The organism is Klebsiella sp. HMSC16C06 (assembly GCF_001808325.1).
Lineage (GTDB): Bacteria > Pseudomonadota > Gammaproteobacteria > Enterobacterales > Enterobacteriaceae > Klebsiella > Klebsiella variicola.
This window is the reverse complement of record NZ_KV792994.1, coordinates 246,881-260,491: the sequence shown is the minus strand read 5'-3', so window position 1 is coordinate 260,491 and position 13,611 is coordinate 246,881. Positions and strand designations below refer to the sequence as shown.

General features: G+C 57.3%; 14 protein-coding genes. 10 read left to right on the top strand and 4 right to left on the bottom strand.

The annotated features are described in order from the left end of the window. The first annotated feature begins 469 nt into the window (after nt 1-469). From aroP to HMPREF3142_RS08930, 3 genes are all read left to right on the top strand, one after another. The gene (gene aroP, locus HMPREF3142_RS08940; protein ID WP_008807413.1) at nt 470-1,840 is read left to right on the top strand and encodes an aromatic amino acid transporter AroP; all 1,371 of its coding nucleotides are present in this window, start codon (nt 470-472) and stop codon (nt 1,838-1,840) included. A 184-nt stretch (nt 1,841-2,024) separates the two neighbouring features. Further along, complete coding sequence (locus HMPREF3142_RS08935) at nt 2,025-3,431, top strand: glycoside-pentoside-hexuronide (GPH):cation symporter (protein ID WP_008807414.1); 1,407 nt, start codon at nt 2,025-2,027, stop codon at nt 3,429-3,431. Continuing rightward, entirely contained in the window at nt 3,431-4,381 is a 951-nt protein-coding gene (locus HMPREF3142_RS08930; protein WP_044649833.1) for a glycoside hydrolase family 43 protein, read from the top strand. Before HMPREF3142_RS08935 ends, HMPREF3142_RS08930 begins: the two co-directional genes overlap by 1 nt. A 119-nt stretch (nt 4,382-4,500) precedes the next feature. Here HMPREF3142_RS08930 and ampE read toward each other — a convergent pair whose 3' ends face one another. Together ampE and ampD are read right to left on the bottom strand one after the other, a co-directional pair. Beyond that, nucleotides 4,501-5,355, bottom strand: coding sequence for a beta-lactamase regulator AmpE (gene ampE, locus HMPREF3142_RS08925; RefSeq protein WP_012542846.1), 855 nt, complete (start codon nt 5,353-5,355; stop codon nt 4,501-4,503). Beyond that, nucleotides 5,352-5,915, bottom strand: coding sequence for a 1,6-anhydro-N-acetylmuramyl-L-alanine amidase AmpD (gene ampD / locus HMPREF3142_RS08920; protein ID WP_008807417.1), 564 nt, complete (start codon nt 5,913-5,915; stop codon nt 5,352-5,354). Before ampD ends, ampE begins: the two co-directional genes overlap by 4 nt. A gap of 133 nt (nt 5,916-6,048) precedes the next feature. Here ampD and nadC point away from each other — a divergent pair, with 133 nt between their 5' ends. The 4 genes from nadC to hofC all read left to right on the top strand — a co-directional run bounded on the left by nadC (nt 6,049) and on the right by hofC (nt 10,146). Continuing rightward, on the top strand, nt 6,049-6,942 hold the full coding sequence (gene nadC / locus HMPREF3142_RS08915) for a carboxylating nicotinate-nucleotide diphosphorylase (RefSeq protein ID WP_002888684.1): 894 nt from the start codon (nt 6,049-6,051) through the stop codon (nt 6,940-6,942). 181 nt (nt 6,943-7,123) lie between these two features. After that, on the top strand, nt 7,124-7,555 hold the full coding sequence (gene ppdD, locus HMPREF3142_RS08910; RefSeq protein WP_002888683.1) for a prepilin peptidase-dependent pilin: 432 nt from the start codon (nt 7,124-7,126) through the stop codon (nt 7,553-7,555). A gap of 10 nt (nt 7,556-7,565) precedes the next feature. Next, nucleotides 7,566-8,951 (top strand): type II secretion system protein GspE, encoded by a 1,386-nt coding sequence (gene gspE, locus HMPREF3142_RS08905; RefSeq protein ID WP_064171248.1) that lies wholly within the window; start codon nt 7,566-7,568, stop codon nt 8,949-8,951. Continuing rightward, a complete protein-coding gene (gene hofC / locus HMPREF3142_RS08900) occupies nt 8,941-10,146 on the top strand; it encodes a protein transport protein HofC (protein ID WP_016160297.1) in 1,206 nt (401 codons plus the stop codon). The genes gspE and hofC overlap by 11 nt, the downstream gene beginning before the upstream one ends. 36 nt (nt 10,147-10,182) lie before the next feature. Here the strand turns inward: hofC and HMPREF3142_RS08895 are convergent, their stop codons facing one another. Further along, nucleotides 10,183-11,226 (bottom strand): GMP reductase, encoded by a 1,044-nt coding sequence (locus HMPREF3142_RS08895; RefSeq protein WP_012542849.1) that lies wholly within the window; start codon nt 11,224-11,226, stop codon nt 10,183-10,185. 343 nt (nt 11,227-11,569) lie between these two features. Between HMPREF3142_RS08895 and coaE the strand changes: the two genes are divergently transcribed. The 3 genes from coaE to yacG are packed head-to-tail and all read left to right on the top strand — an operon-like array spanning nt 11,570 to nt 13,137. Next, complete coding sequence (gene coaE / locus HMPREF3142_RS08890) at nt 11,570-12,190, top strand: dephospho-CoA kinase (protein WP_049152097.1); 621 nt, start codon at nt 11,570-11,572, stop codon at nt 12,188-12,190. Continuing rightward, nucleotides 12,190-12,933: a cell division protein ZapD gene (gene zapD, locus HMPREF3142_RS08885; RefSeq protein ID WP_008807424.1), complete on the top strand. Its 744-nt coding sequence runs from the start codon at nt 12,190-12,192 to the stop codon at nt 12,931-12,933. The genes coaE and zapD overlap by 1 nt, the downstream gene beginning before the upstream one ends. Nucleotides 12,934-12,942: 9 nt before the next feature. Further along, nucleotides 12,943-13,137: a DNA gyrase inhibitor YacG gene (gene yacG, locus HMPREF3142_RS08880; RefSeq protein WP_008807425.1), complete on the top strand. Its 195-nt coding sequence runs from the start codon at nt 12,943-12,945 to the stop codon at nt 13,135-13,137. Nucleotides 13,138-13,189: 52 nt separating this feature from the next. Here yacG and mutT read toward each other — a convergent pair whose 3' ends face one another. Beyond that, nucleotides 13,190-13,582 (bottom strand): 8-oxo-dGTP diphosphatase MutT, encoded by a 393-nt coding sequence (mutT, locus tag HMPREF3142_RS08875; RefSeq protein WP_012968936.1) that lies wholly within the window; start codon nt 13,580-13,582, stop codon nt 13,190-13,192. Between the last annotated feature and the right edge of the window lie 29 nt (nt 13,583-13,611).

The window sequence follows — 13,611 nt, the reverse complement described above, 5'->3', positions numbered from 1 at the left end:
AATGTTACGTTTACTCACAAAGGGGTAGCGTTAACTTTATGGAAACGAAAAATTACGCTATCTGAACCGATTCAACTGCGCCATAGATGAATAAAAAATCAAATTAACAGAATAAATAACCACTCATGGGTAATACGATGGAATAATACTGAATGTGTCTATTGATGTCTTTTTAGACACATCGTCATCATCCCTTCATAAAGCAGGTGCATTCGGTCGCGCTTAACACTATTCTCCCTCAGACGAAAGGCTTTTTTTTGAATTACCACACCGCCTTCCGTAAACAAAACAATACAGAAACGGAAGTCGCTAAATACACAAACACAACAATATGTGCGCGCCATCACTCAGGTAAAAAGTGGGCCACTTCGCCCAAATTTTCGCTGGCTATGCTTTCTGGCAGGGACAGCAGAGAAGCAGCAACCTGACGGATGACGTACACAAAAAATAACCACACACGAGGTTTCATATGGAAGGTCAACAGCACGGCGATCGGCTGAAGCGCGGCCTGAAAAACCGCCACATTCAGCTTATCGCGCTGGGCGGGGCTATCGGCACCGGCCTGTTTCTGGGAAGCGCGTCCGTCATTCAGTCCGCCGGCCCGGGTATCATTCTTGGTTACGCTATCGCCGGCTTTATCGCCTTTCTGATCATGCGTCAGTTGGGTGAGATGGTGGTGGAAGAGCCGGTAGCGGGTTCGTTCAGCCACTTCGCATATAAATATTGGGGCGGCTTTGCCGGCTTCGCTTCCGGCTGGAACTACTGGGTGCTGTATGTCCTGGTGGCCATGGCGGAACTCACCGCCGTCGGCAAATATATCCAGTTCTGGTGGCCGGAAATCCCGACCTGGGCCTCGGCGGCGGTCTTCTTCATCGCTATCAACGCCATTAACCTGACCAACGTGAAAGTGTTCGGGGAAATGGAGTTCTGGTTCGCGATTATCAAAGTGGTCGCCGTGGTGGCGATGATTCTGTTCGGCGGCTGGCTGCTGTTCAGCGGCAACGGCGGCCCGCAGGCGACGGTACGTAACCTGTGGGATCAGGGTGGCTTCCTGCCGCACGGCTTTACCGGACTGGTAATGATGATGGCGATCATCATGTTCTCCTTCGGCGGTCTGGAGCTGGTGGGGATCACCGCGGCGGAAGCGGATAATCCGGAGCAAAGCATTCCGAAAGCCACCAACCAGGTTATCTACCGTATCCTGATCTTCTATGTTGGCTCGCTGGCGGTGCTGCTCTCCCTGCTGCCGTGGACCCGCGTGACCGCGGACACCAGCCCATTCGTCCTGATTTTCCATGAGCTTGGCGATACGCTGGTGGCAAATGCCCTTAACGTCGTGGTGCTGACGGCGGCTCTGTCGGTTTATAACAGCTGCGTCTACTGCAACAGCCGTATGCTGTTCGGCCTTGCCCAGCAGGGTAACGCGCCGAAAGCGCTGCTCAGCGTCGACAAACGCGGCGTGCCGGTGAATACCATCCTCGTCTCAGCCCTGGTGACCGCGCTGTGCGTACTGATCAACTACCTGGCGCCGGAATCCGCCTTCGGCCTGTTGATGGCGCTGGTGGTCTCGGCCCTGGTTATCAACTGGGCGATGATCAGCCTGGCGCATATGAAATTCCGTCGCGCCAAACAGCAGCAGGGGGTCACCACTCGCTTCCCTGCCCTCTTCTACCCGCTGGGTAACTGGGTGTGCCTGCTGTTTATGGCGGCAGTGCTGGTGATTATGCTGATGACCCCGGGGATGGCGATTTCCGTTTGGCTGATCCCGGTATGGATTGCGGTGCTGGGCGTGGGCTATCTGTTTAAACAGAAAGCCGCCGCCACCATAAAAGCACAATAATACATCTCATAAATATTTCTCTTTGCTCTGCGCCCCTCCCTGAATAACGGGCGCAGAGCATTGTTATCTGCTTCACACTTTCCCCTCCATAGCTGATATATCCATATCATTAACGAGTTCCTGCAACGTATTTCCCTCGATAGCAGCCAATAATTCTCTCCATACTGCAACGGAGAGACCGCACATGGCAGACAATAGACTATCAATAAAGGAAAAGATTGGTTACGGGATGGGTGATGCCGGATGCAATATCATATTTGGCGCCATCATGCTGTTTGTTAACTATTTTTATACCGATATCTTCGGCCTGGCGCCGGCGCTGGTCGGCGTACTGCTGTTGTCGGTGCGCGTCATCGATGCGGTGACCGATCCGATTATGGGCGCCCTTGCCGACCGTACCCGCAGTAAATATGGCCGCTTTCGTCCATGGCTACTGTGGATTGCCTTCCCCTACGCCCTGTTCAGCGTGCTGATGTTCACTACTCCTGAGTGGACCTATAACAGCAAAGTTATCTATGCGTTCGTGACCTACTTTCTGCTGTCGGTGACCTATACCGCGATTAACATCCCCTACTGCTCGCTGGGAACGGTGATGACCGCTGATCCGAAAGAACGCGTTGCCTGCCAGTCCTATCGTTTTGTGATGGTGGGTATCGCCACGCTGCTGCTGTCATTGACGCTGCTGCCAATGGCCGACTGGTTCGGCGGCGCCGATAAAGCGAAGGGCTACCAGATGGCGATGACCGTGCTGGCCTTTATCGGCATGTGTATGTTCCTGTTCTGCTTCGCTACCGTGCGTGAACGCATACACCCGGCGGTGCAGACGAATGATGAACTGAAAAAAGACCTCAAAGACGTGTGGAAAAATGACCAGTGGGTGCGCATCCTGCTGCTCACGCTGTGCAACGTCTGCCCGGGCTTTATTCGCATGGCCGCCACCATGTATTACGTCACCTGGGTGATGGGACAAAGCACCCATTTTGCCACCCTGTTTATCAGCCTCGGCGTGGTCGGGATGATGATTGGCAGCATGCTGGCGAAAGTCCTCACCGACCGCTGGTGCAAACTGCAGGTTTTCTTCTGGACCAACATCGTGCTGGCGATTTTCTCCTGCGCCTTCTATTTCTTTAATCCGCACGCCACCACGCTGATTATGGTGCTCTACTTCCTGCTCAACATCCTGCATCAGATCCCCTCTCCGCTGCACTGGTCGCTGATGTCCGACGTTGACGACTATGGCGAGTGGAAAACCGGTAAGCGCATCACCGGCATTAGCTTCTCCGGTAATCTGTTCTTCCTCAAGGTCGGCCTGGCTGTCGCCGGAGCAATGGTAGGTTTCCTGCTGTCATGGTACGGCTACGACGCCGGCGCGAAAGCGCAAAGCGCCTCCGCCCTCAACGGCATCGTGCTCCTATTCTCGGTCATCCCCGGCGTCGGCTATCTGATCACCGCCGGCGTGGTGCGCCTGCTGAAGGTTGACCGCACCCTGATGCGCCAGATTCAAAGCGATTTAGAGAAGCGCCGCAGCAACTACAGCGAGCTGAACGAATACCAGGAACTGAAAACCAGTGAACACGTAAGGAAAGCCTGATGAACAACTGGCCAAACCCCTTTATTGAACAGCGCGCAGACCCCTTTATTCTGCGCCACCTTAATCACTACTACTTTATTGCCTCGGTACCGGAATATGACCGGCTGGAGATCCGGCGCGCGGCCACCCTTGAAGGATTGCGCGATGCTGAGCCGGTAGTGGTCTGGCGCGCGCCACAAAGCGGGCCGATGAGCCAGCTGATTTGGGCGCCGGAGCTGCATGAAATAGACGGTAAGTGGTATATCTATTTTGCCGCCACCCATACTCACGATCTGGATGCGCTGGGGATGTTCCAGCATCGCATGTTCGTTCTCGAGTGCGCCGACAACGATCCGCTGACCGGTCGCTGGCAGGAAAAAGGCCAGGTGGTCACGCCTTTCGATACCTTCGCCCTCGATGCCACTACTTTTATCCATCAGGGCAAACGCTGGTATCTGTGGGCGCAAAAATCCCCGCATATCGAAGGCAACTCAAACTTATATCTTGCTGAAATGGCCAACCCGTGGACGCTAAAAGGCGAGCCGGTCATGCTGAGCAAGCCGGAGTTCGACTGGGAGTGCCGGGGATTTAAGGTCAACGAAGGTCCTGCGGTGCTGGTGCATGGCGATAAGCTGTTCATCAGCTATTCCGCCAGCGCCACCGATGAAAACTACTGCATGGGGTTACTCTGGATCGATCTGCAGGCCGATCCGCTGCAGCCGACGAACTGGCATAAAGCCCCGCAGCCGGTCTTTCGTACCAGCTATGAAAACCGCCAGTATGGCCCGGGCCATAATAGTTTTACCCAAACGCCGGCAGGGGAAGATGTGCTGGTGTATCACGCGCGGAATTACACCGAGATAGAAGGCGATCCACTGTATGACCCCAATCGCCATACGCGGTTAAAACTCGTCAGCTGGAGGGAGGACGGGATGCCCGACTTCGGCATCCCGCCGGCGGATACGCTGTAGCGGTTCGGAATGAAGCCCGCTGACGCGGTTCTGCAGGCCGGGTCAGGCGAAGCCGCCACCCGGCAGCAAGAGTCCCGCAGGTGCATGCATCGTGGCAGGCTGAGCGCGGGCTCAGGCCGTTAAACCAGGGTGCCGTAAATCGTCAGCAGCGCCATGATCACCACCACCACCAGCGAGGTTTTCTTGGCCATCGACACCGCGGCCTTCGGGGTCGCCACTTTATCCACGTGCGGTTCACGAGCCAGGGAATACTGCGCCAGGCGGGTCAATACCTGATACTGCGATGAATGGCGGTCGCCTAACGATGCAAACCACGCCGGGAGCGCTTTCTCTCCATGCCCCACCAGAGCATAGACAACCCCCACCAGACGCACCGGCAGCCAGTCCACGATATGCAAGAGACCATCGATTCCAGACTGCAAACGATGATGCGGCGTCTGGTAGCGCGCCAGCCACGTCTGCCAGGCACGCAGGACGCTATAAGCGATAAGCGTCAGCGGCCCCCACGCGCCCCCCACCACAAACCAGAAAAGCGGCGCCAGGTAATATCGATAGTTAATCCACAGCAGCGCATTTTGCAGCTCACTCAGATATTCACGCTCATCGCAGCCCGGCGGTACGCCGTGGATCAGCGTCAGCTCGCTGGCCATGGCATCGCAGGCGCGACTGTCATTGCGCGACGCCGCTTTCAGATAGGCATGATAATGCAGCCGAACCTTGCCTGCCCCGATGCACAACAGGCCCAGCAAGATCCAGAACACCAGCAGAGGTACGTTAAATAGCTGCCCCTGCAGCAGGCGCTGAATGAGATACACCACCGCGACAGCCACCACCGTCATCAGCAGCGTGCCCAGCAGCGAAAAATGTTTTATCCGGCGGAACACCACCTCCAGCCGATGATCAAGCTGCCAGTGTTCGCCCAGCTTAAACAGCCGTTCGGCGATAAGCACCAGCAGCGTCGTAAACAGCGTCATGATGTCTCCTTATCTGACGGCGCACTGAGTAGCGCCCGGAATTTTATCCAGTCAAAGGCCGGTCCTGGATCGGTTTTCCGCACGGGCGCGATATCGCTGTGGCCCGCGATGTTTTCGGCGATAGCCGGGTAAATCGTGATCAGTAGTTCCGTCACCGCCGCCAGCTGCTGGTACTGCGCATCGGTATACGCCAGGGTATCCGTGCCTTCCAGCTCAATGCCAATGGAAAAGTCATTGCAGCGTTCTCGCCCCTGATAGCAGGAGACCCCCGCATGCCACGCACGCTTATCGAAAGGCACATACTGCACGATTTCGCCATCACGGCGAATCAGACAATGTGCCGAAACGCGCAGATGAGCAATCTCGGCAAAGAAAGGATGCGCATGGGGATCCAGGGTGCCAGTGAACAGCGCATCAATCCACGGACCACCAAATTCACCCGGTGGCAGGCTAATGTTATGCACCACCAGTAAGGAAGGGGCTTCTTCATCCGGACGGCAGTCATGGTGCGGCGAGGGAACCCGACGCGCGCCGACCAGCCATCCCTCGTTCAACTGCATGCGGGATCTCCTTTCGCGAACTCATGCTTCCGGGCCACACGCCGGCCCAAAGGATGAAGTGTGTATGGTACTGAAACGTCGTTCAGGTTAGCATGTTTCCCACTTCTGAATCTTATCTATCTGGAGCTTTATCATGTCGCCTCGTCGTTACAACCCCGACCGCCGCCGTGACGTGCTGCTGGAACGTATTAACCTCGATATTACCGATGCTGTCGCACACTCCCTGCGGGAAGATTTGGGCGGCGAAGTCGACGCCAACAACGATATTAGCGCGCAATTATTGCCGCAGGATGCACGCTCCCATGCGGTGGTCATTACCCGCGAAGATGGCGTCTTCTGTGGCAAACGCTGGGTGGAAGAGGTCTTTATTCAGCTCGCCGGTGACGACGTGAATATCACCTGGCACGTGGCCGACGGCGATGCGGTCAAAGCCGACCAGCCGCTGTTCGAGCTGGAAGGCCCGTCGCGTATTCTGCTCACCGGCGAACGCACGGCGCTGAACTTTGTGCAAACTCTCTCCGGCGTCGCCAGCGTCGTCCGTCGCTACGTCGACCTGCTGGCCGGCACCAAAACCCAACTTCTGGATACCCGTAAAACGCTGCCAGGGCTGCGTACCGCGCTGAAATACGCGGTACTCTGCGGCGGCGGCGCCAACCACCGCCTGGGCCTGTTCGACGCTTTCCTGATTAAAGAAAACCATATCATCGCCTCCGGCTCGATCCGTCAGGCGGTGGAAAAGGCGTTCTGGCTACATCCTGATGTGCCGGTGGAAGTGGAAGTGGAAACCCTGGATGAGCTGGAGCAGGCGTTAAAAGCCGGGGCGGACATCATTATGCTCGATAACTTCACCACCGACCTGATGCGCGAGGCGGTGAAAATCACCGCAGGCCAGGCGGCGCTGGAGGTCTCCGGTAACGTCACCTTCGACACCATCCGCGAATTTGCCGACACCGGCGTCGACTATATCTCCGTCGGCGCCCTGACCAAACATGTGCAGGCGCTCGACCTGTCGATGCGTTTTCGCTAAGAAATTGGCCTTCACGCTTCCGGGCGTGAGGGCCTGAATTTGCGAGCCGACTCGCAGCCGTTCATGCCCACCATGTAAGCAAAGTAAAAACCCTGGAATCTGGTTTCCCGGATCGTTTTCGCCTTCTCGCCTGACATCCCGAATCCCGTCACAGTGCTCCTGTCACAACAAGGAGCGACTTATGGATAAACAACGTGGTTTCACCCTGATTGAACTGATGGTGGTCATTGGGATCATCGCTATTCTCAGCGCCATTGGCATCCCGGCCTACCAGAACTACCTGCGTAAAGCCGCCCTCACCGACCTGCTGCAGACCTTTGTCCCCTATCGGACGGCCATCGAACTTTGCGCGCTCGATCATGGCGGCCTGACGCCATGCGACGGCGGCAGCAACGGCATTCCCTCGCCGACAACCACACGCTACCTCTCCGCTATGAGCGTGGCCAAAGGGGTCGTCACCCTCACCGGCCAGGAAAGCCTGAACGGACTGGGCGTCACCCTGACGCCGACCTGGGATAACGCCGAGGGCGTCACTGGCTGGCAGCGCGTCTGCACTATCACCGGCAACAGCGCCCTTCAGCAGGCCTGCGAAGACGTCTTCCGGGTGAAGTAAGGGCAAACACATGAAAACAGAACAGCTGATCCCTCTCTGTCGCCGCTATCACGCCATGTTGCTGCATAGCGACGAGCAGACGATATCCATTGCGGTGGTCGATACCCCACCGGCGGAGCTGATGGAGGCGCTGCGCTTCGCGACACAAAAGCGAATCGATATTGAATGCTGGAGCCAGGAACAGATGGACAAGCGTCTGCAGGCCCAGGAAAAGCAGGCGCAACTGGCGCAAAACGCGGGGCCAGAGAATATCGCCGAACGGGTCAACCAGATCCTCGAACAGGCTCTGCGTCAGCGGGCGTCCGATATTCATATCGAACCCACGGAAACGCATTTACGCATCCGCCTGCGGGTCGATGGCGTCCTCCATGCCCTGCCGTTGCTGGCCCCCGAGCTGGCGGCACCGGTTATCGCGCGACTCAAGGTCATGGCCAGTCTCGATATCGCCGAGCATCGTTTACCACAGGATGGTCAGTTCGCGCTGAACCTCGGCGGACGACCGCTCTCCTTTCGCATCGCCACTCTACCCTGCCGCTATGGCGAAAAAATTGTCCTGCGTCTTCTGCATCAGGTTGACCAGGCCCTGGATCTGGAGGCCCTCGGACTCTCCTCTTCCCAGCTGGCGGCTTTTCGCCAGGCGCTTAATCAGCCGCAGGGTCTACTGCTGGTCACCGGCCCGACCGGAAGCGGTAAAACGGTGACCCTCTACAGCGCCCTGCAGGCCAGAAACCGGGAGCAAGTGAACATCTGTAGCGTCGAGGATCCGCTGGAGATCCCCATCGCCGGGATGAATCAGACGCAAATTAATCCGCGTTCCGGGCTCACCTTTCACAGCGTACTCCGCGCCCTGTTACGCCAGGATCCGGATATTGTCATGGTAGGCGAGATTCGTGACGCCGAGACCGCTGAAATAGCCCTGAAAGCCGCCCAGACCGGCCATCTGGTGCTTTCCACCCTGCACACCAACTCCACCAGCGAAACCCTCACCCGCCTGCAGCAGATGGGCATCGCCCGCTGGATGATATCTTCAGCGCTCTCGCTGGTTATCGCCCAGCGCCTGGTCCGCAAGCTGTGCCCCCACTGTCGGCGCAATGTCGGTAGCGCCGCCGACCTGCCGCACAGCCTGTGGCCACGCCCGCTGCCGCGCTGGCAGGCGGCTGGCTGCGATCACTGTTATCACGGTTATCACGGCAGGCTGGCGCTGTTTGAGGTCATGCCTGTCACCCCCGGGTTACGCCAGGGAATAGTCCAGGGGCTGAATGCCATTGAAATTGAATCTCTGGCGCGAGCCGCGGGGATGATGACGCTTTTTGAAAGCGGTTGTCAGGCTATCGAACAGGGGCTGACCAGCCTTGAAGAGGTGGTGCGGGTGCTGGGGATCCCCCATGGCGACTAAGCGTCTCTGGCGCTGGCGCGGTATCGATGCGCACGGCGCCCCTTGCCAGGGGATGCTATGGCAAGCCAGTCGTCTGGAGGTGCTGCACGACCTTCAGCAGCAGCGCGTCATGCCGCTGGCCGTGCGCCGCTGTGCAGTGAAGCTGAATCTCTGGCACCCACGCTACAGTAGCGAAACGATCCGTCAGCTCGCCACCCTGCTGCAGGCCGGCCTGCCGCTGGCGGACGGTTTATCTCTGCTGGCGCAGCAGCAACCACACCCGCAATGGCAAGCGCTGCTTGAGTCCCTGGGCCGCGAGCTGGCTCAGGGCGTAGCTTTCTCTACCGCGCTGGCGCAGTGGCCGCAAGCCTTTCCGCCGCTTTATCTGGCGATGATTAGCACCGGCGAACTGACAGGCAAGCTTGATATCTGCTGCCTGCAGCTGGCCAACCAACAGCAGGAGCAGCAGCGGCTCGCCGGCAAGGTCAAAAAAGCGCTGCGTTACCCGCTGATCGTACTCGCCCTGGCGCTGCTGGTGGTGCTGGGAATGCTCTATTTTGTCCTGCCCGAGTTCACCGCCATCTACCAGACGTTCAGTACGCCGCTGCCGCTGTTGACGCGGATGGTCGTTGCGGCAGGCGACATGCTAAGTCGCGGCTGGCCGCTACTGCTGGCCCTTTTCCTGAGCCCGCTGCTGCTCAACCAGCTGGTCCGGCGGCGTAGCGACTGGTTGCTGCGTCGCCAGCGATTGCTGAACGCGCTCCCTCTCATCGGCCCCCTGATCGGCGGCCAACAGCTGAGCCTGATCTTTACCATCCTGGCGTTAACCCAAAGCGCCGGTATTAGCTTTCTGCAGGGTTTGCAAAGTGTTGAAGCAACTCTGTCGTGCCCACTCTGGCGCCAGCGCCTGGCGCAAGCCCGTACGCTGATAGCCCAGGGGGAACCGATTTGGCAGGCGTTAAGCCGGTGCGGCGGTTTTACTCCGCTGTGCCTGCAGCTCATCCGTACGGGTGAAAGCGCGGGGGCGCTGGATCAAATGCTGGAAAATCTGGCGCACCATCATCGAGAGCAAACGCATCAGCGAGCCGACAGTCTGGCTGCGCATCTCGAACCCATCATGCTGGTGATAACCGGTTCACTGGTCGGCATTCTGGTGGTGGCGATGTATTTGCCCGTTTTTCATCTGGGCGATGCCATTGGCGGGGCGGGAGGGTGAGAAACGCTGGCGCAGCACAGGCGCCAGCGAAGCCGCTTACAGGCTATTGAATATCCGGTTCTCTTGTTCCTGAACGCGGATAAAGGTCGTCCGTTTGGTCAGCTCTTTCAGACGCGACGCGCCAACATAGGTGCAGGCTGAACGCAGGCCGCCAAGGATATCGCGAGCAGTATTATCCACCGGGCCACGCAGCGGTAGCTTAACGGTTTTACCTTCCGCCGCGCGGTATTTCGCGACACCGCCAACATGGCGCGTCATCGCCGACTCGGAGCTCATGCCATAGAACAGCATGAATTTTTCCCCGTTCTCTTCAACGATGGTTCCGCCGCTCTCTTCATGGCCCGCCAGCATGCCGCCGAGCATCACGAAATCGGCGCCGCCGCCGAAAGCTTTCGCCACATCACCCGGCATGGTGCATCCCCCGTCGCTGATGATCTGGCCGCCCAGGCCGTGCGCCGCATCAGCGCACTCGATCACGGCGGAGAGCTGCGGATAGCCGACGCCAGTTTTGACGCGGGTAGTGCAGACGGAACCCGGGCCAATCCCGACTTTCACAATATCGGCGCCGGAGAGGATCAGCTCTTCGCACATTTCACCAGTGACCACGTTTCCGGCGATAATGGTTTTCTGCGGCCAGGCTTCACGGGCTTTCGCCACAAACTGCACGAAGTGCTCAGAGTAGCCGTTAGCCACGTCGATGCACACAAATTTCAGTTGCGGATTCTGAGAGAGGATCTGTTGCGTCTTTTCGAAATCCGCATCGGAAGTGCCGGTGGAAACCATCACATGCTTGAGGACATCTGCGGACGCGCCCTGTACAAACGCCTGCCATTCCTCAACGGTGTAGTGCTTGTGTACCGCAGTCAGAATACCAAAAGTGGCCAGCGCTTTCGCCATACTGAAGGTGCCGACGGTATCCATGTTGGCCGCAATAATTGGCACACCGGACCAGGTCTGGCCTGAATGTTTGAAAGTGAATTCACGTTCCAGCTCAACATCAGAACGGCTTTTGAGAGTAGAGCGTTTCGGGCGGATAAGAACGTCTTTGAAACCAAGCTTCAGATCTTCTTCAATACGCATGTGCGAATTCCTGGGGTTAATTGCATTATTGTGAGAGCACAACTCCAGTGACGTTATCATACGCACGAATCAGGCCTGCGCAAGACTGCGATTTTCACTTTTTTTACGCTACAATCGTATAAATTTACCTGGTGAATGGAGAAAAAAGCACTTATGCCTTTCCCCGCCAGCGTATTATTTTTAACCATTTGATTTGCTTAATTAAAAGAAACAGAATAGCGGGCGGCGATCCCGGTTGACACGTGACTATCACGATATGATCACTATCACCTCTCCGACGTGCGGCCAGTCATCGCTGTCTGAATGCAAAAAATACGAGCAATCCGTTTCAGGGTCAGAAGATATGGGGTACACAGTCGCGTTAACAGGTGGGATCGGCAGCGGTAAAAGCACGGTCGCCGACGCCTTCGCGCAGCTCGGGGTTAACGTTGTTGATGCCGATGTTATCGCCCGCCAGGTAGTCGAACCTGGCACCCCGGCGCTCCAGGCTATCGCCGGCCACTTTGGGCCGCAGATGATTGCCCCCGACGGCGCGCTGAACCGCCGCCTGCTGCGGGAAAAAATTTTTGCTCACGTGGAGGATAAAGCCTGGCTTAACGCGCTGTTGCATCCGCTGATCCAGCAGGAAACGCGCCGCCAGATGCAGGCTGCTACCTCCCCTTATCTCCTCTGGGTCGTACCTTTGCTGGTCGAAAACCGCCTGTCCGGTCAGGCCGATCGCGTACTGGTCGTCGATGTGCCAAAAGAAACGCAGATCGAACGCACCATGCTGCGTGACAAGGTCAGCCGCGAACATGCTGAACATATTCTTGCCGCTCAGGCCACGCGCGAGCAGCGCCTGGCCGCCGCGGACGATGTTATTGAAAACACTGGCACGCCGGATGCAGTGGCATCGGATGTTGCCCGCCTGCACGAAAAGTATTTAATGCTGGCATCGCAGGCCGCCTCACAGGAAAACTCGTAATGCATACCCCCGTTCTGTTTGAACATCCTCTTAATGAGAAAATGCGTACCTGGCTGCGCATCGAATTTCTGATCCAGCAAATGGCTTTCCATCCGATGATTGCCACTCATGCCGATGCGCTCCATTTTTTCCGTAACGCCGGCGATCTGTTGGATGTGCTGGAGCGTGGCGAGGTGCGTACCGACCTGGTTAAAGAACTGGAGCGCCAGCAGCGCAAGCTCCAGTCCTGGGCTGAAGTACCGGGCGTCGATCAGGAGCGCATTAACGAACTGCGCCAGCAGCTGAAGCAATCCTCCAGCACCCTGATGGCCGCGCCGCGTATTGGCCAGTTTCTGCGTGAAGATCGCCTGATTGCGCTGGTGCGTCAGCGCCTGAGTATTCCAGGCGGCTGCTGCAGCTTCGATTTACCGACCCTGCATATCTGGCTCCATATGCCACAGGCGCATCGGGACGAGCAGGTGGCCAGCTGGCTCGCCAGCCTCGATCCGCTGATCCAGTCCCTGAACCTGATCCTCGACCTGATCCGTAACTCTGCGCTGTTTCGCAAACAGACCAGCCTCAACGGCTTTTACCAGGATAATGGCGAAGATGCCGATCTGCTACGTCTGCGTCTCGATCTGGCTCACCAGCTGTATCCGCAGATCTCCGGCCATAAGAGCCGTTTCGCTATCCGTTTCCTGCCGCTGGACAGTGAGTATGGGATCGTGCCGGAGCGCTTTGATTTTGAACTGGCCTGCTGCTAAGGAGATAACATGTCTGAAGAGACCATCGTCAACTGCCCGACCTGCGGCAAAAACGTGGTGTGGGGTGAGCAGAGTCCCTTTCGTCCATTCTGCAGCAAGCGCTGTCAGCTGATCGATCTGGGAGAATGGGCCGCAGAAGAGAAACGCATCCCCAGCGCGGGCGATCTCTCCGACAGCGATGACTGGAGCGAGCAGCAGCCCTGATTTACCGGCACGCTAACCCGATAATTATCGGGTTAGCGTTGTAGCCTGACGCTCAGCCCAGGCCGATAAGTTTGTTGATAACCGGTTCATTCGCCGGGGGGAACGCCTCTGGATCCAGTGTCTGACCCGCCATCCACCGTCCCGGTTGCCCTTCTTTACCCCATGGCTCGCCTTGCCAACTTTCCACAAGGAAAAACCACAGCGTTATATGGCGGTCAGGGAACTGATACTCCAGCTTATCAAATAGCGTTGCAGACCTTACCGTAATTCCAACCTCTTCCTGCAGCTCGCGAATTAGCGCCTGCTCCGGCGTCTCATCAGATTCAATCTTCCCGCCCGGGAACTCCAGCTTATTCGCCATATGGGCATCAGCGGCGCGCTGGGTAATAAAGATTTCGCCTTGCGGATTGCGAATTATCCCGACGGCGATTTGCAGTTTTTTCATTGAATCAGCTCCATAAAAAAGGCGCAGAA